General features: G+C 68.9%; 22 protein-coding genes. 19 read left to right on the forward strand and 3 right to left on the reverse strand.

Annotated features, from left to right (window positions below; genetic code table 11):
* The 12 genes from AC0HS0_RS04310 to AC0HS0_RS04365 all read left to right on the forward strand — a co-directional run.
* A partial coding sequence (locus AC0HS0_RS04310) for a beta/alpha barrel domain-containing protein (protein ID WP_472961880.1) occupies window positions 1-342 on the forward strand: 342 nt, incomplete at its 5' end.
* 10 nt (window positions 343-352) lie between these two features.
* Complete coding sequence (pdxT, locus tag AC0HS0_RS04315; protein ID WP_472962129.1) at window positions 353-973, forward strand: pyridoxal 5'-phosphate synthase glutaminase subunit PdxT; 621 nt, start codon at window positions 353-355, stop codon at window positions 971-973.
* 39 nt (window positions 974-1,012) lie between these two features.
* Window positions 1,013-2,674 carry an FAD-dependent oxidoreductase gene (locus tag AC0HS0_RS04320; protein WP_472961882.1) on the forward strand — a complete coding sequence of 554 codons (1,662 nt, stop codon included), beginning with the start codon at window positions 1,013-1,015 and terminating at the stop codon, window positions 2,672-2,674.
* 123 nt (window positions 2,675-2,797) lie between these two features.
* On the forward strand, window positions 2,798-3,559 hold the full coding sequence (locus tag AC0HS0_RS04325; RefSeq protein WP_472961884.1) for a YebC/PmpR family DNA-binding transcriptional regulator: 762 nt from the start codon (window positions 2,798-2,800) through the stop codon (window positions 3,557-3,559).
* A gap of 15 nt (window positions 3,560-3,574) precedes the next feature.
* Window positions 3,575-4,168, forward strand: a complete 594-nt coding sequence (gene ruvC, locus AC0HS0_RS04330) for a crossover junction endodeoxyribonuclease RuvC (RefSeq protein WP_472962131.1) — start codon at window positions 3,575-3,577, stop codon at window positions 4,166-4,168.
* On the forward strand, window positions 4,165-4,800 hold the full coding sequence (gene ruvA / locus AC0HS0_RS04335) for a Holliday junction branch migration protein RuvA (RefSeq protein WP_472961885.1): 636 nt from the start codon (window positions 4,165-4,167) through the stop codon (window positions 4,798-4,800). Before ruvC ends, ruvA begins: the two co-directional genes overlap by 4 nt.
* On the forward strand, window positions 4,797-5,834 hold the full coding sequence (ruvB, locus tag AC0HS0_RS04340; RefSeq protein WP_472961886.1) for a Holliday junction branch migration DNA helicase RuvB: 1,038 nt from the start codon (window positions 4,797-4,799) through the stop codon (window positions 5,832-5,834). The genes ruvA and ruvB overlap by 4 nt, the downstream gene beginning before the upstream one ends.
* Before the next feature lie 57 nt (window positions 5,835-5,891).
* On the forward strand, window positions 5,892-6,299 hold the full coding sequence (gene yajC, locus AC0HS0_RS04345) for a preprotein translocase subunit YajC (protein ID WP_472961887.1): 408 nt from the start codon (window positions 5,892-5,894) through the stop codon (window positions 6,297-6,299).
* A 65-nt stretch (window positions 6,300-6,364) separates the two neighbouring features.
* The gene (gene secD, locus AC0HS0_RS04350; protein WP_472961888.1) at window positions 6,365-8,104 is read left to right on the forward strand and encodes a protein translocase subunit SecD; all 1,740 of its coding nucleotides are present in this window, start codon (window positions 6,365-6,367) and stop codon (window positions 8,102-8,104) included.
* The gene (gene secF, locus AC0HS0_RS04355; RefSeq protein WP_472961889.1) at window positions 8,104-9,120 is read left to right on the forward strand and encodes a protein translocase subunit SecF; all 1,017 of its coding nucleotides are present in this window, start codon (window positions 8,104-8,106) and stop codon (window positions 9,118-9,120) included. Before secD ends, secF begins: the two co-directional genes overlap by 1 nt.
* A gap of 9 nt (window positions 9,121-9,129) precedes the next feature.
* A complete protein-coding gene (locus AC0HS0_RS04360) occupies window positions 9,130-9,471 on the forward strand; it encodes a rhodanese-like domain-containing protein (protein WP_472961891.1) in 342 nt (113 codons plus the stop codon).
* Window positions 9,472-9,492: 21 nt separating this feature from the next.
* Entirely contained in the window at window positions 9,493-11,742 is a 2,250-nt protein-coding gene (locus AC0HS0_RS04365) for a RelA/SpoT family protein (RefSeq protein WP_472961893.1), read from the forward strand.
* Here the strand turns inward: AC0HS0_RS04365 and AC0HS0_RS04370 are convergent.
* The 3 genes from AC0HS0_RS04370 to AC0HS0_RS04380 all read right to left on the reverse strand — a co-directional run bounded on the left by AC0HS0_RS04370 (window position 11,721) and on the right by AC0HS0_RS04380 (window position 14,514).
* Window positions 11,721-12,347, reverse strand: a complete 627-nt coding sequence (locus AC0HS0_RS04370) for a type IV toxin-antitoxin system AbiEi family antitoxin (protein WP_472961894.1) — start codon at window positions 12,345-12,347, stop codon at window positions 11,721-11,723. The two genes, AC0HS0_RS04365 and AC0HS0_RS04370, sit on opposite strands and share 22 nt — an antisense overlap.
* Before the next feature lie 110 nt (window positions 12,348-12,457).
* Window positions 12,458-13,636, reverse strand: coding sequence for a DUF349 domain-containing protein (locus AC0HS0_RS04375; protein ID WP_472962132.1), 1,179 nt, complete (start codon window positions 13,634-13,636; stop codon window positions 12,458-12,460).
* Window positions 13,637-13,743: 107 nt separating this feature from the next.
* Complete coding sequence (locus AC0HS0_RS04380) at window positions 13,744-14,514, reverse strand: peptidylprolyl isomerase (protein ID WP_472961895.1); 771 nt, start codon at window positions 14,512-14,514, stop codon at window positions 13,744-13,746.
* Between the two features lie 142 nt (window positions 14,515-14,656).
* On the opposite strand from AC0HS0_RS04380, the gene AC0HS0_RS04385 reads away from it, so the two are divergent.
* From AC0HS0_RS04385 to mltG, 7 genes are all read left to right on the forward strand, one after another.
* The gene (locus tag AC0HS0_RS04385) at window positions 14,657-15,997 is read left to right on the forward strand and encodes a replication-associated recombination protein A (RefSeq protein ID WP_472961897.1); all 1,341 of its coding nucleotides are present in this window, start codon (window positions 14,657-14,659) and stop codon (window positions 15,995-15,997) included.
* Between the two features lie 196 nt (window positions 15,998-16,193).
* Window positions 16,194-16,817, forward strand: coding sequence for a 30S ribosomal protein S4 (gene rpsD, locus AC0HS0_RS04390; RefSeq protein ID WP_472961899.1), 624 nt, complete (start codon window positions 16,194-16,196; stop codon window positions 16,815-16,817).
* A gap of 162 nt (window positions 16,818-16,979) precedes the next feature.
* Window positions 16,980-17,357: a DUF948 domain-containing protein gene (locus AC0HS0_RS04395; RefSeq protein ID WP_208039433.1), complete on the forward strand. Its 378-nt coding sequence runs from the start codon at window positions 16,980-16,982 to the stop codon at window positions 17,355-17,357.
* 49 nt (window positions 17,358-17,406) lie between these two features.
* Window positions 17,407-17,598 (forward strand): hypothetical protein, encoded by a 192-nt coding sequence (locus AC0HS0_RS04400; RefSeq protein ID WP_055915845.1) that lies wholly within the window; start codon window positions 17,407-17,409, stop codon window positions 17,596-17,598.
* A 75-nt stretch (window positions 17,599-17,673) separates the two neighbouring features.
* Window positions 17,674-20,331 (forward strand): alanine--tRNA ligase, encoded by a 2,658-nt coding sequence (gene alaS / locus AC0HS0_RS04405; protein WP_472961901.1) that lies wholly within the window; start codon window positions 17,674-17,676, stop codon window positions 20,329-20,331.
* Between the two features lie 2 nt (window positions 20,332-20,333).
* Entirely contained in the window at window positions 20,334-20,801 is a 468-nt protein-coding gene (gene ruvX, locus AC0HS0_RS04410) for a Holliday junction resolvase RuvX (protein WP_472961903.1), read from the forward strand.
* A 1-nt stretch (window position 20,802) separates the two neighbouring features.
* Entirely contained in the window at window positions 20,803-22,428 is a 1,626-nt protein-coding gene (mltG, locus tag AC0HS0_RS04415) for an endolytic transglycosylase MltG (RefSeq protein WP_472961905.1), read from the forward strand.
* Window positions 22,429-22,431: the final 3 nt, after the last annotated feature.

Here is a 22,431-nt window from a genome sequence, read left to right on the forward strand (position 1 = left end):
CAGTACGTCGCCGCGAAGGACCTCCAGGCACCGTACGAGCTGGTCGCCGAGATCGCCGAGACCGGCAAGCTCCCCGTGGTGCTGTTCACGGCCGGCGGCGTGGCGACTCCTGCCGACGCGGCGATGATGATGCAACTGGGCGCCGACGGCGTGTTCGTCGGCTCGGGCATCTTCAAGTCGGGCAACCCCGAGCAGCGCGCGGCCGCGATCGTCAAGGCGACCACTTTCTACGACGACCCCAAGGTCATCGCGGAGGTCTCCCGCGGCCTGGGCGAGGCAATGGTCGGCATCAACGTCTCCGACCTCGCTGCCCCGCACCGCCTCGCCGAGCGTGGCTGGTAGCCCCGACGGGATGCCGACGGCTGCGGCGATCGGCCCCCGCGTCGGCGTCCTGGCCCTGCAGGGCGATTTCCGCGAGCACCTCGCGGTCCTGCGCGGCCTGGGCGCCGACGCCGTCCCGGTGCGGCGCCCGGAGGAGCTGCAGCAGGTCGACGGCCTGGTGATCCCCGGCGGCGAGTCGAGCGTGATGGACAAGCTCGCCCGCGCCTTCGGGCTCGCCGAGCCGCTGAAGGCCGCGATCGGGGAAGGTCTTCCCGTCTACGGCACGTGCGCGGGGCTCATCATGCTCGCCGACACGATCGTCGACGGGATCGCGGGCCAGCAGAGCCTCGGCGGCCTGGACGTCGCGGTGCGCCGCAACGCGTTCGGCTCGCAGGTCGACTCGTTCGAGACGGACCTCGACATCCCGCAGCTGGGCGAGGAGCCGGTGCACGCCGTGTTCATCCGCGCGCCCATAGTCGAGAGCGTGGGGGAGCGCGCGACCGTGCTGGCGCGCGTGCCGGACGGCCGCGTGGTCGCTGTCGAGCAGGGCGACCTCCTCGGCACCTCGTTCCATCCGGAGATCACCGGTGACACGCGCTTCCACGCCTACTTCCTCGCCAAGGTGCGGGCGCGGGTGGCCGCCCGGGTCTGAGGATGGTGCGGGCACGCCGCGCCGCTCTATGATCGCGGCGTGTCGACCCCTTCGGCCGAGCGGCCGCCGTTCCGTGTCCCGGTCGGAACCGCGGCCAACCCCGTCCTGGAGCAGGATGTGCTCGCGCGCCTGCTCGCGCTCGGCACGCCGGAGGAGTTCGCCGTCGGCGACACGCTGTTCCGCGCCGGCGACGACGAGCTCGACTTCTTCGTCATGGAGTCGGGTCGCGTGGACATCGTGCGCGAGGCCACGGCCGACTCTCCAGCCCGTGTCGTCGCCGAGTGGCAGGCGGGGGAGTTCCTCGGCGAGCTGAGCATGCTCACGGGCCAGGCCTCCCTGCTCACCGCGCGGATCGTGGAGCCGAGCATCGTGCGGCGGGTCCCGAACGCTGCGTTCAAGCAGCTGATGTCCAACGACGGGTCACTGTCGGAGACCCTGCTGGGCGCGTTCCGTGCCCGTCGCCGGCTGCTGATGGCCGCGGCGGGCCGTACGACCCAGATCTTCGGGACCGAGGGTTCGGCGGGTGCCATGGCGCTCCGCAGGTACGCCGCACGGATGGAACTGCCGCACCGGTGGAACGACGTCGCGACGGATCAGGGCCGTGCCGCGCTCCAGGCGTCCGGTCATGCTGACCTGCCCCTCCCGATCGTCGTCGCGCGGGACACCGTGATCGCGGGCGCGACCCCGCTCGCGCTCGCCGAGGCGGTGGGGCTCGCCTACCGCTATCGCGACGGCGACGAGTTCGACCTGGTCGTCGTGGGGGCCGGTCCTGCAGGACTCGCAGCCGGGATCTACGGCGCCTCGGAGGGGTTGTCCACGCTGGTGCTCGACGCGCTCGCCCCGGGCGGACAAGCAGCGGCGAGCTCCCGGATCGAGAACTACCTGGGGTTCCCGGCCGGAGTATCCGGAGGGGAGATCACCGAGCTCGGCCTCGTCCAGGCGCTCAAGTTCGGAGTGCGGCTCTCGGCTCCGGCCGAAGTCACAGCTCTCGCACCGTCGCCGAACGGGCACGAGCTGACCTTGGCCGAGGGGGAGAGCATCCGCGCCAGGGCGATCGTGGTCGCCACCGGCGCCCGGTACCGGCGCCTCCCGCTCGACCGCTGGGCGGATTTCGAAGGCGGCAGCATCTTCTTCGCGACCACCGAGCTGGAGGCGCGTACCGTCGCCGGCCGTCCGGCGGTCGTGGTCGGAGGCGCGAACTCCGCCGGGCAGGCCGCCCTGTATCTCGCCGGGCTGGGGAGCGAGGTCGCCCTGGTCGTGCGCGGCGCGGACATCGCGGCGAAGATGTCGACGTACCTGGTCGACCGCGTCCTGTCGCACGAGCGGATCTCGGTGCACCCGTCGTCGGACGTGACCGCACTGCACGGCGGCGAGCAGTTGGAGGCCGTGACGCTGACGTCGTCGGCGACGGGAGAGCGTGAGGAGCTCGCCGCGGCCGCTCTGTTCTGCTTCGTCGGCGCCGAACCGCGGGCCTCGTGGCTGAGCGGAGCGGCGGTCGACGGCAGCGGGTTCCTTCTCACCGACGTCGACCTCCCGCCGGTCGAGGCCGCCGGGCGCGGGCCGCTGCCGTTCGAGACCAGCATCGCCGGGGTCTTCGCAGCGGGGGATGTGCGCCACGGTTCGATGAAGCGCATCGCCGCGGCCGTCGGCGAGGGCGCGAGCGCGGTGGCGTCCGTGCACCGCGCGCTCGCGGCGCAATAGGTCGTTGCGCAGCAGGCCACGTCTCGCGCTCCGGTCCCCGACGCTCCGCCGCCCTCGCCTTCGGGCCGGCGCCGGCCGAGGCATTATTATGGACAGGTTCAAACGCAACTCGAGGGAGCACCAGTGTCCGGGCATTCCAAGTGGGCAACGACCAAGCACAAGAAGGCGGTCATCGACGCCCGTCGCGCCAAGTCGTTCGCGAAGCTCATCAAGAACATCGAGGTGGCGGCCAAGACCGGCGGCGCCGACCTCTCCGGCAACCCGACCCTGGTCGACGCGGTGCAGAAGGCCAAGAAGACCTCGGTGCCCAACGACAACATCGACCGCGCCATCAAGCGCGGCGCCGGCCTCACCGGTGAGTCGATCGACTACACGACGATCATGTACGAGGGCTACGGCCCCGGCGGCGTCGCCCTCCTGATCGAGTGCCTCACCGAGAACAAGAACCGTGCGGCCGCGGAGGTGCGCACCGCCATGACCCGCAACGGCGGCACCATGGCCGACCCGGGCAGCGTCGCGTACAACTTCCATCGCAAGGGCGTCATCGTGGTGCCGCACGCCGACGGTGTCGACGAGGACGCCGTGCTGTCGGCCGTGCTCGACGCCGGCGCCGAGGAGGTCACCGACCGCGGCGAGAGCTTCGAGGTGCTGACCGAGGCGACCGACCTCGTCGCCGCGCGCACGGCCCTCCAAGACGCGGGGATCGACTACGACTCGGCCGACGCCGAGTTCGTGGCCACGGTCAACGTCGAGGCCGACGCCGAGGTGGCGCGCAAGGTCTTCCGCCTCATCGACGCTCTCGAAGACTCGGATGACGTACAGAACGTCTACACGAACCTCGACATCTCCGCCGAGGTGCAGGCGCAGCTCGAAGACGACGAGTAAGGCGACGCCATGACGATCCGGGTTCTCGGCATCGACCCGGGTCTGACGCGATGCGGCGTCGGCGTGGTCGACGTGCGCCCCGACCGCCGTGCGACGCTGGTGGAGGTCACGGTCATCCGCACGCCCGCGGACATGCCGCTCGAGAAGCGGCTGCTGGCAGTCGGCACCGGGATCGACGAGCTGCTCGACGAGCATCGGCCGGAGGTCGTCGCCATCGAGCGCGTCTTCGCCCAGCACAACCTCCGGACGGTCATGGGCGTGGCCCAGGTCAGCGGCGTCGCGCTGCACTCGGCCGCGCGTCGCGGCCTCCCCGTCGCCCTGCACACGCCCAGCGAGGTCAAGGCCGCCATCACCGGCTACGGCTCCGCCGACAAGCGGCAGGTGCAGGCGATGGTCGCGCGCATCCTCGGGCTGGCGGAGGCGCCCAAGCCGGCCGACGCCGCGGACGCCCTCGCCATCGCCATCTGCCACGCGTGGCGAGGTTCGCCGGCGACCGACGGCCCGGGAGCCTCCAGCTCGGGTGACGCCCAGACTCCCGCCCAGGCGGCGTGGCGCGCCGCCGAGCGCTCCGCCCGGGCGTCGGCCGTGCCCCGTAGGCTTGCCAGGTGATCTCCTCCCTCCGCGGCACCGTGCTCTCGGCGATCGGCGGCACCGCTGTGATCGAGGTGGGCGGTGTCGGCTTCGCCGTGCAACTCACCCCCGATCACGTGCTGTCCCTGCGCGTCGGCGACGAGGCCTTCGTCCACGCGACCCTGATCGTGCGCGAGGACGCGCTGCAGCTCTTCGGCTTCGCCGACCTCGAGCAGCTGCAGGTCTTCGAGCTTCTCAACGGCGTGTCCGGCGTCGGCCCCAAGTCGGCGATCGGCGTCCTGTCCGTGCTCAGCCCCGATCAGGTCGCCGATGCCGTGGCGGCCGACGACGACGCGCCGTTCCGCAAGGTGTCCGGGATCGGGCCGAAGACCGCCAAGCTCATCGTGGTGTCCCTGACGGGCAAGCTCACCGCCACCCGCCGCGCACCGGCGCGCGCGATCAAGGCCGGGGGAGCGCCCTCGGCGGTCCCCGACAGCGTGCTCGTCGCGCTGGTCGGTCTCGGGTGGCCAGAGAAGATCGCTGCGGAGGCCGTCGCCGATGTGGTCGCCGAGACGGATGAGAGTGCGCGTGATTCGGTTCAGACGCTGCTGCGGCTGACGCTCGCCCGGCTCGGGCCGGCTGCCGCGGCCCCGAAGGGCGTCTCCCGATGAGCGACGACCTGACCGCCCCCGAGCTGGAATCCGAGTCGGAGCTCGCGTTCGAGGGAGCGCTCCGACCCCGCACGCTGTCGGAGTTCGTCGGGCAGGCCAAGGTCCGGGGCCAGCTGCAGTTGCTGCTGACGGCCGCGAAGATGCAGGAGCGCACGGCCGACCATATCCTGCTCGCGGGGCCTCCCGGGCTCGGCAAGACGACGCTCGCGATGATCGTCGCGCACGAGAGCGAGCGACCGCTCCGCCTCTCCAGCGGTCCGGCGATCCAGCACGCGGGCGATCTCGCCGCCCTGCTCTCGTCGCTCACGCCGGGGGAGGTGCTCTTCATCGACGAGATCCACCGAATGGCGCGTTCGGCAGAGGAGATGCTCTACCTGGCGATGGAGGACTTCCGCATCGACATCATGGTCGGCAAGGGCGCGGGCGCCACCTCCATCCCGCTCGACCTCGCGCCGTTCACGCTCGTCGGCGCCACCACGCGCTCCGGGCTGCTGCCCAACCCGCTGCGCGACCGCTTCGGCTTCACGGCGCACCTCGAGTTCTACGACGAGGGCGAGCTGACGCAGGTGCTCTCGCGGGCCGCCGCCATGCTGGAGTTCGCGATCGACCGCGAGGCCCTCGCCGAGATCGCCGGCCGCTGCCGCGGAACGCCGCGCATCGCCAACCGGCTCCTGCGCCGCGTGCGCGACTATGCCCTCGTCCACGGCCGCCGAGCCGACCTGGAGGCCGTGCGGGCCGCCCTGGAGCTGTACGACGTCGATGCGCTCGGCCTCGACCGGCTCGACCGCGCCGTACTGCACGCGATCCTGGAGCGTTTCGACGGAGGACCGGTGGGGCTGAACACGCTCGCCGTCTCGGTCGGAGAAGAGGCGGAGACCATCGAGTCGGTCGTCGAGCCGTTCCTTGTGCGCATCGGATTGCTGTCGCGCACCCCGCGCGGGCGGGTCGCCACGCCGGCCGCCTGGCGCCACTTCGGAATGTCCAGCCCGCAGCAGGGGCACTCACAGCAACCGTCCCTGATGGATGACCTATAATTCAAGCTGGCCATTCGCCTACCCCCCTTGACTTAACCGGAAGGTTCGGCAGACTTCATGCCCATTGATCCGTTGACCATTGTGATGGTCGTCATTCTGGCGGCCCTCGTGTTCTTCATGTTCCGCAACAGCCGCAAGCGCCGCAAGGAGCAGGACGAGACCCGTTCGAAGATGGTGCCCGGCGCCGAGGTCATGACCAACTTCGGCCTCTACGGCACCCTGCTGTCCGTCGACGAAGACGACAACACCGCGCTCATCGAGACCGGCCCCGGTCACGTCGTGAAGGTGCACCGTCAGGTGCTCGCCCGCGTCGTGGAGCCCAAGACTCCTGAGCTCGACGACACCGAGGTCGCCGGCCCCGAGCTCAACCAGGATCACGCGATCTCGGTCGAGTCGTCGGAGCCGGAGTTCGGCGAGCGGATCGACGACGCGCCGAAGAAGCCCGGCGCCAAGAGCGACGACTGATAGCATCCCTGTGCTCCGCGCGCCGAGAGGGTGCGCGGATCGCTCGTAGAAAGCTGAGTTCCTAGGTGGCAAAGTCGACCCCGGTCAAAAAAGCCTGGCGTTCGCTGACGTGGCTCGGCGTCATCGTGGTGGTCCTTCTCGGGACCCTCACGGCCGGCGTCCTGTTCAGCAATGCGACGTGGCTGCCCAAGCTCGCTCTCGACCTCGAGGGCGGCACCCAGATCATCCTCGCCCCGCAGGTCGAGAACGGTCAGTCGGTGCAGCAGCAGCAGCTCGACCAGGCGGTCTCGATCATCCGTCAGCGCATCGACGCGTCGGGTGTGTCCGAGGCGCAGATCTCCACCGAGGGATCGCGGAACATCGTCGTCTCGCTGCCGGGCAAGCCCGACCAGCAGACACTCGACCGCGTCAAGGCGAGTGCTCGCCTCGACTTCCGCGCAGTGCTGCAGACCAGCGGCCCGACCAACGAGGTCGTGGGCGCCGACGGCAAGTCGACACCGGCACCGAGCCCCGCGCCGGGTTTGCAGTCCACGCCGTCGACCAAGCCGACGAACGGCAGCGACCTCGCCTGGGTGACGCCCGAGCTGCAGGCGCAGTTCGACGCGTACGACTGCTCCGCCAACAAGAACAAAGACCTGAGCGCCGCTCCGACCGACAAGCCGCTGATCACCTGTGACGACGGCAACACGGTCAAGTACCTGCTCGGCCCGGTCGAGGTCAAGGGTCAGAACATCTCCGACGCGAGCGCCGGCATCATGCAGAGCTCGCAGGGTGTGACGACGGGTCAGTGGGCCGTCAACATCGTGTTCGACAGCACGGGGACCAAGCAGTTCGCCGACGTCACGACCCGTCTCATCGGCCTCCAGGGGGCGCAGAACCAGTTCGCGATCGTCCTCGACGGCCGCGTGATCTCGGCGCCGACCACGCAGGCGGCCATCACCGACGGCAAGCCGCAGATCTCGGGCAACTTCACCGAGCAGAGCGCGAAGACGCTCGCCGACCAGCTCAAGTTCGGTGCGCTGCCCTTCAGCTTCAAGGTGCAGAGCCAGGACGACATCTCGGCCACGCTCGGAACCTCGCAGCTCATCAGCGGTCTGATCGCCGGTCTGATCGGTCTGATCCTGGTCGCGATCTACACGTTCTTCCAGTACCGCCTGCTCGGTCTGGTCACGATCTTTTCGCTCGTGGTCGCCGGCGCGCTCACGTGGCTGACGATCTCGCTGCTGTCGTGGCACTACGACTACCGGCTCTCGCTCGCGGGCGTCGCCGGCCTCATCGTGGCCATCGGTTTCACCGCCGACTCCTTCATCGTCTACTTCGAGCGAATACGAGACGAGTTGCGCGATGGGCGCAGTCTCGAATCCGCGGTGGAGGCCGGCTGGGGCCGCGCACGACGCACGATCTACGCGTCCAAGGCCACCAACCTCCTCGCGGCCGTCGTGCTCTACGTGCTGGCGGCGGCGAACGTCCGCGGCTTCGCCTTCACGCTCGGCCTCACGACGATCATCGACGTGATCGTGGTGCTGCTGTTCACGCACCCGACATTGCAGCTGCTCGCGAAGACTCGCTTCTTCAGCACCGGCCACAAGCTGTCGGGCCTCGACCCCGACGCTCTCGGCGCGGTGTACCGCGGAGCCGCCCGCTTCCGCACTCCGGCGCAGACGTCGGTGCCGGCCGGCAAGGCCGCACGCAGCAGCGGAGAGGCCGCTCGTCGCCAGACGATCGCCGAGCGCAAAGCGGCGGAGCTCACCTCCGCCTCGACCTCCTCGTCGTCGGATCGCTCGTCCGAGGGGAAGGACAACTGATGGCCAGCCGTCTCACCAGGTTCGGAAACGACCTCTACACCGGTGCCCGCTCGTTCGACTTCGTCGGCAAGCGCAAGATCTGGTACTCGATCGCGATCGTTCTGGTCGTGCTCTCGATCCTGGTCCCGATCGTCAAGGGCGGGTTCAACTTCTCGATCGAGTTCCGCGGCGGGTCGCAGTTCCTGATCAGCGACGTGCAGAGCACCGACACGTCGAAGGCGCAGGGAGCTGTGCAGAGCGTCGTCCCCAACGCCGTCTCGCACGTGAGCGTCGTCGGCAACAACGCCATCCAGGTGCAGACCGATCAGCTCTCGGAGAGCCAGACGAAGGCGGTCGGCGACGCGCTCGCGAAGACGTACGGCGTCTCCTCCTCCGAGGTCTCGTCGACCTTCATCGGCCCGTCGTGGGGTGCGGATGTGACTCAGCAGACCATTCAGGGTCTGGTCGTGTTCCTCCTGCTCGCGTTCATCGCCATGGCGCTCTACTTCCGAACGTGGAAGATGTCGGCGTCCGCGATCGTCTCGCTGTTCCACGACCTCATCATCACGGCGGGCATCTACGCCCTCGTCGGATTCGAGGTCTCGCCGGCGACGATGATCGGCTTCCTGACGATCCTCGGCTACTCGCTCTACGACACCGTCGTGGTGTTCGACAAGATCCGCGAGAACACCAAGGAGGAGCTGGAGCTCACTCGGCGGACGTTCCCGGAGGCCGTCAACCTCGCTGTCAACCAGACGCTCGTGCGCTCGATCAACACCGCTGTCGTCGCGGTGCTGCCCGTCGCGTCGATCCTCTTCATCGGCGCCTACGCGTTCGGAGCGGCGACGCTGCGCGACATCTCGCTCGCGCTGCTCATCGGAATCATCGTGGGCACGTATTCGACGATCTTCCTGGCGGCGCCGATGTACTCGCAGTTCCGTGAGGGCGAGGCGGCGATCAAGAAGCACGACCAGAAGGTCCGTTCTGTCCGCCCGAAGGCCACAGTCGCCGCTGTCGAGCCGGTCTCGGCGGAATAGCGGGGACGAGTGAGCGGTTCCTACCTGTCGGACGACGAAGTGAGCGCCGCGCGTGCGCGTGAGCTCATCGACTCCGGAGCAGCCTGGCTGCTCGACGTCCGAGAGGTGGGCGAGTGGGAGGCCGGTCATGCGCCGGAGGCCCACCACATCCCGCTCGCGGAACTCGGGTATCGCCAGCACGAGCTTCCGGAGGACGCTCAGATCCTGGTGATCTGCCATAGCGGCGCCCGATCGCGGATGGTGACGGACGCCCTGCTGCAGGCGAACTATCCGGCGGCGAACGTCGCCGGCGGTATGCTCGCCTGGCAGGCTTCCGGGGGCGCGCTGTCCGGGCCGGACCACCGGCCATAATGGACGAGAGGAGGCGCGCACATGGTTGATACATCGACACCGCAGTCTGCTTCGCTGCGCCGCCTCGTTCCGCGCATCTTCTCGCGTGCCCAGCCCGCAGGCGCGGTAGACACGCTGATCCGCACGGTGCGCATGCACCACCCGAAGGCCGACCTGTCGCTCATCGAGCGTGCGTACGCTGTCGCCGAACGCGCGCACGACGGGCAGAAGCGACGGTCGGGTGAGCCGTACATCACGCACCCTGTGGCGGTCGCGCAGATCATCGCCGATCTCGGCATCGGTGCCAAGACGATCGCCGCGGCGCTCCTCCACGACACGGTGGAGGACACCAGCTACACGCTCGATGAGCTGCGCGATCAGTTCGGTGACGAGATCGCGATGCTCGTCGACGGCGTCACCAAGCTCGACAAGGTCAAGTACGGTGACAGTGCGCAGGCCGAGACCGTCCGCAAGATGATCGTGGCGATGTCGAAGGACATCCGTGTGCTGATCATCAAGCTCGCCGACCGGCTGCACAACGCGCGCACCTGGGGATTCGTCCCGGCCGCCAACGCCACTCGCAAGGCGACGGAGACCCTCGAGATCTACGCTCCGCTGGCGCATCGCCTCGGCATCCAGACGATCAAGTGGGAGCTCGAAGACCTCTCGTTCGCGGTGCTGTACCCCAAGCTGTACGCCGAGATCGAGAGCCTCGTGAAGCAGCGCACTCCGGAGCGCGAGCGTCTGGTGCAGCAGGTGATCGACGCGATCAATGACGACCTGAAGACCGCGAAGATCCGCGGCAAGGTCGTCGGCCGCCCCAAGCAGTACTACTCGATCTACCAGAAGATGGTCGTGCGCGGTCGCGAGTTCGACGACATCTACGACCTGGTCGGCATCCGCGTGCTGGTCAACACCGTGCGCGACTGCTACGCGGTGCTCGGCTCGATCCATGCCCGGTGGACGCCGATGCCTGGCCGCTTCAAGGACTACATCGCGACCCCGAAGTTCAACCTCTACCAGTCGCTGCACACCACCGTGATCGGTCCCCAGGGCCGCCCTGTCGAGATCCAGATCCGCACGGAGGAGATGCACCAGCGCGCCGAGTTCGGTGTCGCGGCGCACTGGAAGTACAAGGAGCAGACCACAGGCAAGAGCGCCGGAGGGCCGGGCAAGGTCGACACCGATCTGGCGTGGCTCGCGCACATCTCCGACTGGCAGGCCGAGACGGCCGACCCGTCGGAATTCCTCGACTCGCTGCGGTTCGAGATCGGCGCGAAGGAGGTCTACGTCTTCACGCCGAAGGGCCGCGTGATCGGACTTCCCGCCGGCGCGACCCCGGTCGACTTCGCGTACGCGGTGCACACCGAGGTCGGGCACCGCACGATGGGCGCCAAGGTGAACGGCCGGCTGGTGCCGCTGGAGAGCGCGCTCTCGACCGGCGACGTCGTCGAGATCTTCACGTCGAAGAACCCAGACTCCGGGCCGAGCCAAGACTGGCTGAACTTCGTCAAGAGCCCGCGGGCGCGCAACAAGATCCGCCAGTGGTTCACCAAAGAGCGCCGCGACGAGGCCATCGAGCAGGGCAAGGACGCGATCGCCCGCGCGATGCGCAAGCAGAACCTCCCGCTGCAGAAGCTGATGACGCAGGACGCCCTGGTGGAGGTCGCGTCGTCGCTCAAGCACCCCGACGTCTCGTCGCTGTACGCGTCGGTCGGCGAAGGGCACATCTCGACGCAGTCGGTGATCGAGAAGATCGTCGCCTCGCTGCAGAGCGAGGTCGAGTCCGACGGCGAGCTGGAGATCCCCGTCAAAGGTCGCGCCAAGCAGCTGCGCAACAGCGACTCCGGCGTGCTCGTGCGCGGCGCCCCCGATATCCTCGTCAAGCTCGCGAAATGCTGCACCCCGGTTCCGGGTGACCCGATCGTCGGGTTCGTGACCCGCGGCCAGGGCGTCTCGGTGCACCAGGCCAACTGTCACAATGTGCAGTCGCTGCTGCAGGAGCCCGACCGAATGATCGACGTCGAGTGGGCGCCCAGTTCGAAGAGCGTCTTCCTCGTGCAGATCCAGGTCGAGGCCCTCGACCGTTCCGGTCTGCTCTCCGACGTCACGCGCGTGCTCTCCGAGCACCATGTCAACATCCTCTCTGCGACGGTCACCACCTCGAGCGATCGCCTCGCGCTGAGCCGGTTCGTGTTCGAGATGGGGGACACCACCCACCTCGACCGCGTCCTGAACGCGGTGCGGCGGATCGACGGCGTCTACGACGTCTATCGGGTCAGCGGCGGCTGAGCCGCCTCCTCGACGGTTCGGGCCGAGACCGACGGTTCCGGCGGCTCCAGCGGCCGCGGTAGCGCTGTGCGCTCGATCAGCACTATGCGGAGGGCTGCCCGTGCGCTGCCGCGCCGGCGCGTGCGAGCGATCCGATTCCGGAGGTCGTCGGGCGACGCCCGCGCGATCGCGAGCAGGTGCCGCACCTCGAGTGCCTCCGGCGAGTCGAAGCCCGGGCTCGTGAGCACGAGGTCGAGGGCGGTGCGCAGTGGCGCTGTCAGCCGGACTGAGGCCAGCTCGACGGTGTCGCCCACGGCGAGTTCGTGCTGGTGCGCGTCGAAACCGATCGGCACCCGGCCGCGCCGTGCGCGTTCGATGCAGACCTGAGGCTGAACCGGCGGAGTGGAGCGCGTGCCGTGGATCCAGGCCGCGGTGCCGCGGTCGGCGACCAGGCGGCCGGGACGGAGCGCGGCGAACGCGTGGGCGCGCAGCTCCGGAGTGTCAGGCGTGTCCGGCGTCGCGAATGCGTCACCTACGCGATAGAGCTGGCCGTCGAGCACCAGGGCGAACAGCTCGGCGAGCGGGAGAACACTGCGGTCGATCAGGAGTGGGCATGCTGTGGTCATGCCTCCAGCCTGCTCTGCGGGCGGCCGCTATCGAGCGGTGATCGGTGAACCCGTGGAGACTTCGGCGGCGACTCCCTCTGTGGAGGACCGCCGCCCTGTGGAGGACGGACTCAACCGATTGCGTCGAGCCAGATCTTGCGGGCGTCGAGCGCCTCCTGGGCCGCTTTCACCTTGGCGGAGTCGCCGCTGGCCTTGGCGTCCTCGAGCTCTTGCTCCAGCTTCGCGATGGCCGCGTTGAGCTGGCTCGCGAGGCCCTCGGAGCGGGCCTTCTTCTCGGGATTGTTCCGCTCCCAGTGCTCCTCATCGAGTCGGCGCACCGCTGCCTCGACCTTGCGCAGACGATCCTCGATCGGGCGCACCTGGTCGCGCGGCACACGGCCGATGGCGTCCCAGCGCTCCTGGATCGACAGCAACTTCGTGCGGGCGGTCTCGCGGTCCTTCTCGTGGAGGAGGGGCTCCGCCTCATCGAGCAGTGCGAGCTTGAGCTCCAGGTTGGCCTGGTACTCCTCGCTGTCGCGGGCGTCGACCTCCGCCTTCGCCGAGTAGATCGCGTCGCCCGCAGCCTTGAATCGCGCCCACAGGGCGTCGTCGTTCTTCTTGCCCGCGCGACCGGCGAGCTTCCATTGGTCGAGCAGTCGCCGGTACTCCGGCACGCCGTCGGCGCCCAGTGGCACCAGGCGCTCCGCCTGCTCGATCAGCGCGTTCTTGCGGGATCGGACGTCGCGGTGCTGGTTGTCGAGGTCGGCGAAGAAGGCCTTGCGGTTGTGCTCGATCGTCGAGCGCGCCGCTCGGAACCGCTTCCACAGCTCGTTCGCGTCGTTCTTGGGCAGACGGGGGCCGTCGTGCTGGTGCGCCTGCCAGCTGGCGAACAGGGCGTCGAGCTCTGCGGTGGTCTGCTTCCACTGCGTGCGAGCCGGATCCTGCGCGGCGAGCGCCTCGGCCTGCTCGACGATCGCGGTGCGATCGGCGATGGCCTGCTCGAGGGCGGCCTTGGCCTCGGCGCTCTGCTGCTCGGTGAGCTCCTCGACGGTGCCGCCGAGCGCGTCCAGGCGCACCAGAAGCGAGGGGAGGTCACCGACGGCGTTCGCCCCCTCGACGGCCGTGCGGAGGCTCGCCACCGACTTGGCGACGTCGGCCGCGGGAGCGCCGCGGCGTGCACGCTGCTCGAGGAGGCCGACCTGGCCCGCGAGATCGGTGTACTTGCGCTCGAAGTAAGCGATCGCCTCCTCCGGAGTGCCGTCCGGGTACTCGCCGACGGCTCGTTCGCCATCGCCCTCACGGACGTACACGGTGCCGGTCTCGTCGACGCGACCCCAGGGGTGCTGTTCAGAAGTAGCCAAGAGCCTCACCTTGCTTGCGGTGCCACGTTGGGAATCAGCCTATTGCACGCGCAGGATCACTGCAGCGTGAAGCTGTCGATCTTCGTCGTCACTGCGGGCTTGCCGTCGGTGCCGCCGCCCTGCACACCCTTGTCGGCGACGTCGGTCACGAGCGTGTCGAGCCCGCTGGTGATCTCCCCGATCACCGTGTAGCCGCCCGCGGAGTCCGAGGGGATGGTGGTGTCCTTGTACACGATGAAGAACTGGCTGCCCTGGCTGCTCGCGTTGCCGCTCTGCCGCGCCATCGCGATCGTGCCCGCGGGATACTTGTCGTCCTTCGGGGCGTTCTCGATCGGGCCGTACGAGTAGCCGGGACCGCCCGTCCCGTCACCCTTCGGGTCGCCGCACTGCAGCACGTAGAAGCCGCCGTTGGTGAGCCGGTGGCAGGTGAGCCCGTCGTAGAACTTCTTCTGGGCCAGCGAGATGGTCGATGAGACGGCCTGCGGAGCGGCGGCGCCGTCGAGCGAGACGCCGAGCTTGATCCCGTTGACCGTGAGGTCGCCTGTCCAGGTCCGTCCCTCGGCGATCGACTTCGACGGGACACCGGCGGCCGACGACGCGGACGGGGACGGCGAAGCGGAGGCGCTGGTCGCCGACGGCTTGGCGAAGAAGAGGAGCTGCGTGCCGATCGCCAGCGCGACGATGACGATGACTGCGATGCCGCCGACCCAGTTGTCGCGCGTGCGGCGCTTGGCCTTCTGCTCGTGCACGGTCTGTCGCGCCTGATAGGCGCGCAGGCGCTCGCGAGCCTGTCGTGCGTCGCGGTCGTTCTGCTTGTTGGGTGCCACGTCTGTCCTCCGGGGGCGCCGTCGAGCGGGGGATCTCCATCGAGAGGGATGGAATGCTGCACGAACCTTATCCGTCGCGGCTATGAGCACCCAAACCCGAACCGCCGACGGGGATGTCGGTGGCTGCGACTAATCTTGTCGGGTGGTCGACGTGCAACCTGGGCTCCGGACGGGAGCGACGCCTCTCGCCGTGCGCATGCGGCCGAAGTCCCTCGACGAGGTCGCCGGTCAACGTCACCTGCTGCGCCCCGGTTCCCCGCTCGTCGCGCTCGCGAGCGACAAAGAGGGTCAGAGCGGTTCGGTCTCCGTCATCCTCTGGGGTCCTCCCGGCACGGGCAAGACGACCCTGGCGCAGGCCATCGCGCATTCGTCGGGGCGACGCTTCGTCGAGCTCTCCGCCGTCACGGCCGGTGTGAAAGACGTCCGGCTGGTCATGGACGAGGCGCTCTCCACCCGCGACCTGTACGGCGTCTCGACCGTCCTGTTCCTCGACGAGATCCACAGGTTCACCAAGGCGCAGCAGGACGCCCTGCTCCCGGGCGTCGAGAACGGTTGGGTCATCCTGGTGGCGGCCACGACCGAGAACCCCTCGTTCTCGGTCATCTCGCCGCTGCTCTCGCGGTCCCTCCTGCTCACGCTCGAGACGCTCAGCGACGACGACCTCGGCGTCGTGATCGACCGTGCGGTCGCCGACGACCGCGGCCTCGGCGGTCAGTACGCCCTCGACGACGAGGCGCGAGCGGCACTCATCCGGCTCGCATCCGGCGACGCGCGCCGCGCGCTCACGGCGTTGGAGGCCGCGTCGGTCTCCGCCGCTTCGGCGACGCCCGCGACCTCCAAGAAGAAGCCGGTCATCACCGCGGAGCTCGTGGCCCAGGCGGTCGACCGCGCCCTGCTGCGCTACGACCGCAACGGCGACGAGCACTACGACGTCATCAGCGCGTTCATCAAATCGGTGCGCGGTTCAGACGTCGACGCCGCCCTGCACTACCTCGCACGGATGATCGAGGCGGGGGAGGACCCCCGATTCATCGCCCGCAGAATCATCGTCTCCGCCTCCGAAGACATCGGGATGGCCGACCCGCAGGCCCTCGTCGTCGCGATTGCCGCCGCCGACGCCGTGCAGTACATCGGGATGCCGGAGGGGCGGATACCGCTCGCTCAGGCGGTCGTGCACCTCGCCACGGCCCCGAAGTCGAACGCGGCGTACATGGCCCTCGACGCCGCCATCGCCGACGTGCGTGCCGGCAAGATCGGGAGGGTGCCCAAGCACCTGCGCGATGCGCACTATCCGGGCGCCAAGAGGCTCGGCCACGGCAAGGGCTACAAGTATCCGCACGACGACGCGCTCGGCGTGCTGCAGCAGCAGTACCTCCCCGACGAACTGCGCGACACGACCTATTACGCGCCGACCGAGCACGGCAATGAGCGCGACGTGGCCGCACGGCTCGCGAAGCTGCGCCGCATCGTGCGCGGACGCTGACGGCGATCTGCTAGAATCGACGGGCCTAGAAGCGTGTCGAGGGTGCGGCTGCCTGACACACGCTTTCGATGGGAACGGCCCTGTAGCCGGGCGTCCCTGGCGTGAATCCCTCTCTCTTGCAGGTGAAAAACCCTGCGCAGTGCGCCCCTGTGCGCCCTGCGACCAACATTCGTAGAGAGAAAACCGAAAGGAAACCGTGTCTTCACGTTCCCGCAGCAAGACCCGCGAGTCGCGCGCCCTGGGCATCGCCCTGACCCCGAAGGCGGCCCGCTACATGGAGAAGCGCCCGTACGCTCCCGGTGAGCACGGCCGCACCAAGCGCAAGGCCGACTCCGACTACGCCGTTCGTCTGCGCGAGAAGCAGCGTCTGCGCGCCCAGTACGGCATCCGCGAGAAGCAGATCCGCATCGCGTTCGAAGAGGCGCGCCGCACCCAGGGCCTGACCGGTGAGAACCTGGTCGAGCTCCTCGAGATGCGTCTCGACGCGCTGGTGCTCCGCGCCGGCTTCGCCCGCACCATCTCCCAGGCGCGCCAGTTCGTGGTTCACCGCCACATCCTGGTCGACGGCAAGATCGTGGACCGCCCGTCGTTCCGCGTGAAGCCGGGCCAGCTCATCCACGTCAAGGCCCGCTCCGAGGGCACCGAGCCCTTCCAGGTCGCGGCCGCCGGCGGTCACGTCGACGTCCTGCCGAAGGTTCCGGGCTACCTCGAGGTCGAGATCGACAAGCTCCAGGCCCGCCTTGTGCGTCGCCCGAAGCGCGTCGAGGTCCCCGTCACCTGCGAGGTCCAGCTGGTCGTCGAGTACTACGCGGCCCGCTGAGACAACCGGACTCTCGATAGGGGAGACTCCCGCGAACGGGGTCGTGGCTTCGGCCACGGCCCCGTTCCGCATTTGCACGATCCTGACGAAGCGCGGGGTTCCGGTCGGCCGCGTTCCCGATACGCTGGGGCGTATGCCCGTCTCGGAATGAAGGGAGCCGACATGTCCGGAGGCGACATCGCTGGTCTGATCGCGGCGGGTGTCTTCGCCGTGCTGGTCGGGTTCATCGCGGTCCCGCTGCTCAAGCTGGGTCGCGTACTCGACTCGACGCGCGACGCCATCAAGGAGGCCAGCGACGGCATCACGCCCATCCTGGACGAGACGGCGACGACCCTGCAGGAGACCAACAAGCAGCTCGCGCGGGTCGACGTCATCACCAAGAACGTGGCGGATGTCACCGGAAACGTGTCCGCGCTCGTCGCCCTCTTCGCCGCGACGGTGGGAGGGCCTCTGATCAAGCTGGCGGGCTTCAGCGCAGCCGTCCGCGCGGCCTTCCGGGTGCCCGGCGCGACCGGCCGTTCCCGCCGCAAGGCGGACTAGACTTGCGCGAGTGCGCCCACGCACGCATCCACGGAGGGAAGATCCTGCAATGAAGAGTTTCCTGTGGCTCCTGATCGGCGTCGCCGTCGGCTTCGTCGTCGCCCACAAGGTCAACGAGACCCCCAAGGGTCGCGAGTTCTTCGGCACGCTCGACAAGAAGGCACGCGACTTCGGGGAAGCCGTCTCCGACGGCTACCGGCAGCGCGAGGCCGAGATCCGCTCGGCCATCGACGGGGACTGAGCCCCGTCCTCTCCGCTCCTCGTCTCTTCGCACCCCCACGACTGACGCTCGCACCACCTCGAATGACCGGAACCCATGCAGACTGCTGAAATCCACCGCCGCTGGCTCGACTTCTTCGCCACGCGCGGCCACACTGTCGTCCCGTCCGCTTCGCTCGTGAGCGACGACCCGTCTCTGCTTTTCACGGTGGCCGGGATGGTGCCTTTCGTGCCGTATCTGACCGGTGTGGTCCCCGCACCCTTCCCGCGCGCCACGAGCGTCCAGAAGTGCATCCGCACGCTGGACATCGAAGAAGTCGGCAAGACACCGCGGCACGGCACGTTCTTCCAGATGTGCGGCAACTTCTCGTTCGGCGACTACTTCAAGGAGCAGGCGATCACGTTCGCCTGGGAGCTGCTGACGTCGTCGGAGGACGAGGGCGGCCTCGCCTTCGACCCGAAGGACCTGTGGGTGACGGTCTACGAGGAGGACGACGAGGCCCGTGAGATCTGGAGCCGCGTCGCCGGCCTTCCCGCAGAGCGCATCCAGGGTCTGGGCAAGGACACCAACTACTGGTCGACCGGTCAGCCGGGCCCGGCGGGTCCCTGCTCCGAGATCTTCTTCGACCGCGGGCCGGCCTACGGTATCGACGGCGGCCCCGCGACGGACGACGACCGGTACGTCGAGATCTGGAACCTCGTCTTCATGCAATATCTGCGCGGCGAGGGGACAGGCAAGAAGGACTTCGACATCCTCGGCGACCTGCCGAAGAAGAACATCGACACCGGTCTCGGCCTCGAGCGCGTCGCGTTCATCAAGCAGGGCGTCGACAACATGTACGAGATCGACCAGGTGCGCCCGGTGCTCGACCGCGCGGCGGAGCTCGCCGGCAAGCCGTACGGCAACGAGGCGCACGAGGACGACGTGCGGCTGCGCGTGGTCGCCGACCACGTGCGCAGCGCGCTCATGCTCATGACCGACGGCGTGACGCCGTCGAACGAGGGCCGCGGTTACGTGCTTCGGCGGCTGCTGCGCCGCACGGTGCGCGCGATGCGCCTGCTGGGTGTGGAGACGGCGACGTTCCCCGAGCTGTTCCCCGCCTCGCGTGACGCGATGAAGGCGGCCTACCCCGAGGTGGAGGCCGAGTTCGCTCGCACGTCGCAGCTCGCCTACGCGGAAGAGGAGACCTTCCTCCGTACGCTCGCGTCGGGCACCAGCATCCTCGACACCGCGGTCGCGAATACGCGCAAGGCCGGCAGCGAGCAGCTCGCCGGCGACACCGCGTTCCTCCTGCATGACACGTACGGCTTCCCGATCGATCTGACACTGGAGATGGCGGAGGAGGCCGGCCTCAGTGTCGATCGCGCGGCGTTCGACACTCTGATGGCCGACCAGCGCGCCCGCGCCAAGGCGGACGCGAAGGCGAAGAAGACCGCTCTCGCCGACCTGTCGGTCTACAGCGCGTTCCGCGCGCAGGGCGAGACCGTATTCACGGGCTACACCGACCTCGAGACCGAGTCGAGCGTGCTCGGCCTGATCGTCGACGGCCAATCGGTCAACGTCGCCCGCGAAGGCCAGGTCGCCGAGGTCATCCTGGGCGCGACCTCCCTCTACGCGGAGTCCGGCGGCCAGAGCGCGGACGCCGGCACGATCGTCGGCCCGGGCTTCGAGCTCGACGTGCTCGATGTTCAGAAGCCGGTCAAGGGCCTGATCAGCCACAAGGTCCTTGTGCGCAGTGGCGAGGTCGGCGTGGGCGCCCCCGCGACAAGCCTGGTCGATGCGCAGTACCGGCGGGGTGCGACGCAGGCGCACTCCGGCACCCACATCATCCACGCGGCGCTGCGCCAGGTGCTCGGCCCCAATGCGCACCAGTCGGGATCGTTCAACAAAGCCGGCTATCTCCGGCTCGACTTCTCCTGGAACCAGGCGCTGTCTCCGGAGACGCGCAGCGAGATCGAGGAGATCTCGAACAACGCGATCCGCGACAACCTCCAGGTCACCACGCGTGAACTGCCGCTCGCGGAGGCGAAGGCGCTCGGCGCCATGGCCCTCTTCGGCGAGAAGTACGGCGACGTCGTGCGCGTGGTCGACATCGGCGGCCCGTGGTCGCGCGAACTCTGCGCAGGCACGCACGTGTCCACCAGCGCGGAGATCGGGATGATCAACCTGGTCAGCGAGTCGTCGGTCGGTTCGACCAACCGCCGTGTGGAGTCGCTGGTGGGACTGGAGGCCTTCCAGGACCTCGCGGTCGAGCGCACGATCGTCTCCCAGCTCTCGGGCTCGCTCAAGACGCCGCGCGAGCAGCTCCCCGAGAAGATCGCCGACCTCATGGCGAGCCTGAAGGCCGCGGAGAAGCGCATCCAGGCGTTCGAAGCGCGCGCCGTGCTCGACAAGGTTCCGTCGCTGCTGCAGTCGTCGACGCGACGCGGCGCTGTCACGGTGGTCGCGGAGGATGCGGGCGCGCTGAACTCAGCCGACGATCTGCGCCTCCTGGTGACGACCGTCCGCGAGCGCCTGGGGTCCGACCCGTCGGCCGTCGCTCTTGCGGCCCGTGCTGCGGGCAAGCCGGTGGTCATCGTTGCGACAAACCAGGCCGCACGCGACGCCGGCGTGAACGCCGGTGCGCTCGCCAAGACCGCGGCCGGGATCCTCGGCGGTGGCGGCGGCGGCAAGGCCGATCTCGCGCAGGGCGGCGGCACGGACGCCGAGGCGATCCCCGCTGCGCTCTCGGCAGTGGTCGCGGCGATCGGCTGAGCGTGCGGATCGGAGTGCGGCTCGGCATCGACGTCGGCAAGGTCCGGATCGGCGTGAGCCGATCCGACCCGCACGGGATGCTGGCGACACCGGTGGAGACGGTCGCACGCTCCGAAGACGCTGCGGATCGTCGCAGGATCGCTGCGATTGTGACCGAACTCGGAGTTTTCGAGATTATCGTCGGGTTACCCCTGGCGCTCTCGGGCGCGCAGACAGCGTCGACGGCGGATGCCGTCTCGTTCGCCGAAGCGCTCGAAGCCGAAGTCGAGGTGCCCGTGCGACTGGTTGACGAGCGGCTCTCGACCGTTTCGGCGCACTCGGCCCTCCGAGCGTCGGGCAAGAATTCGAAAAGCGCGCGTCCGGTGGTGGATCAGGTGGCCGCCACGATAATTTTGCAGCACGCCCTCGACGCGGAGCGCGCTTCAGGCCGTCCGCCGGGCCGTCCCGTCGAACCGAGCATTGGACCCTAGTTTGTCGCAGAACCCGCAGGAGAAGCCGGAGCCGCCCGCTTTCCCCGCCGTGAACCGGCAGCCGATGACCCGCCGCGAGGCACGGGAGGCCAGGGAGGCACAGCAGGCGCAAGACGCTTGGAATGCGCAGCAGGCCGAGCAGCAGCAGGCCCAGCAGCAGCAGGCTCCGCAGGCGCAGGCTCCGCAAGCCTCCGCTGCCCCCGAGTCGCCGGCCGACGAGCGCAACCCGCGCACACCCGGGCCGTGGACCCCGCCTCCCGCCGAGACCTCCGCCCAGCGTCAGACGCTCGCCGGGCTGGACTTCGACTCCGTTGTGACCGGTCCGATCTCGGTCGACGCCGAGTCCGAGGGCGTCTCGGATCGCGTGACCGTCGCCGCGTCGACGCGGCACGAGGCGACGCACGGCGCGGCCGCGGGCGAGCACGGGCGCTTCGACAGCCCGGTGCACGCCATCTTCTCTCCGCTGTCCGACGACCGCGGCGAAGTCGGCGGACGCGACTCCGAGCACCCGCTGGCGTGGCGCCAGCAGAACTACGTCTCGCACCAGAAGCCTCCCAAGCGCAAGCGGCGCTGGGTCAAGCCGGTCGTCATCACCGTCGTCATCGTCGCGGTCCTCGGCGGACTGGCCGGAGGTGCGTACGCCGCGTTCCAGCCGCAGGTCGCCAAGCTCATCACGGCGCTGTCGCCGGTCGACAACGACTACTCGGGATCGGGGACCGGCCAGGTCGTGTTCACGGTCAAGTCGGGTGACACCGGAGGCTCGATCGCGACCAACCTGCAGAAGGCCGGCGTCACGAAGAGCTACGACGCCTTCTATCAGCTGCTGCTCCGCCAGCATCCCGAAGTCGAGTTCCAGCCCGGCGTGTTCAAGCTCGCCAAGGGGATGAGCGCCCAGGCTGCGCTCACTGCTCTGCAGGATCCCGCGAACCGCATGCAGAACACCGCGGTCATCCCCGAGGGGACGGCCGAGAAGGACGCGCTGCAGACGGTGTCCGATGCGACGAAGATCCCGCTTGCCGAGCTCCAGCAGGCGGCGGCGAACCCAGCCGAGTACGGCCTCCCGGCGCAGGCGACGACCCTCGAGGGCTTCCTGTTTCCCGCGACGTACACCTTCGCTCCCGGTGCGACGGCCCATGACGTGATCAAGACCATGGTCGACCGGTCGTTCCAGTCGCTCGACGAGGCGGGGGTCGCCCCGGCCGATCGGTGGAACACCGTGGTGCTGGCGTCGATCGTGCAACGCGAGGCGGGCCTCAAGGACGACTATCCCAAGGTCGCGCGCGTGTTCCTCAACAGGCTCGCGCAGGGCTGGGACCTCCAGTCGGACGCCACCGTCGCGTACGGCACCGGCAACACGCAGCGGGTGGAGACGACGGACGCCGAGCGCGCGGACGCGTCGAACCCCTACAACACCTATGTGCACCCAGGGCTCCCGGTGGGGCCGATCTCGAACCCGGGCGATCTGGCGATCAACGCGGTCGTCCATCCGGCCGACGGCCCCTGGATGTTCTTCGTGACCTGGAACCTCAAGACCGGCGAAACGATCTTCTCGACGACGTCCGCCGAGCACGACGCGGCGGTCGCGAAGTGGCAGCAGTGGATGAAGGACAACCCCAGCTATGGATGAGAA

This window comes from Leifsonia sp. PARNA 1/14 (genome assembly GCF_055720965.1).

Bases quoted from the DNA above. Each gene is read 5' to 3' on its own strand.
- alaS (WP_472961901.1), top strand. From the start codon at position 17,674: ATGCAGACTGCTGAAATCCACCGCCGCTGGCTCGACTTCTTCGCCACG.
- pdxT (WP_472962129.1), top strand. From the start codon at position 353: ATGCCGACGGCTGCGGCGATCGGCCCCCGCGTCGGCGTCCTGGCCCTG.
- yajC (WP_472961887.1), top strand. From the start codon at position 5,892: ATGCCCATTGATCCGTTGACCATTGTGATGGTCGTCATTCTGGCGGCC.
- ruvB (WP_472961886.1), top strand. From the start codon at position 4,797: ATGAGCGACGACCTGACCGCCCCCGAGCTGGAATCCGAGTCGGAGCTC.
- AC0HS0_RS04400 (WP_055915845.1), top strand. From the start codon at position 17,407: ATGAAGAGTTTCCTGTGGCTCCTGATCGGCGTCGCCGTCGGCTTCGTC.
- AC0HS0_RS04370 (WP_472961894.1), bottom strand. From the start codon at position 12,347: ATGACCACAGCATGCCCACTCCTGATCGACCGCAGTGTTCTCCCGCTC.
- secF (WP_472961889.1), top strand. From the start codon at position 8,104: ATGGCCAGCCGTCTCACCAGGTTCGGAAACGACCTCTACACCGGTGCC.
- AC0HS0_RS04395 (WP_208039433.1), top strand. From the start codon at position 16,980: ATGTCCGGAGGCGACATCGCTGGTCTGATCGCGGCGGGTGTCTTCGCC.
- AC0HS0_RS04365 (WP_472961893.1), top strand. From the start codon at position 9,493: ATGGTTGATACATCGACACCGCAGTCTGCTTCGCTGCGCCGCCTCGTT.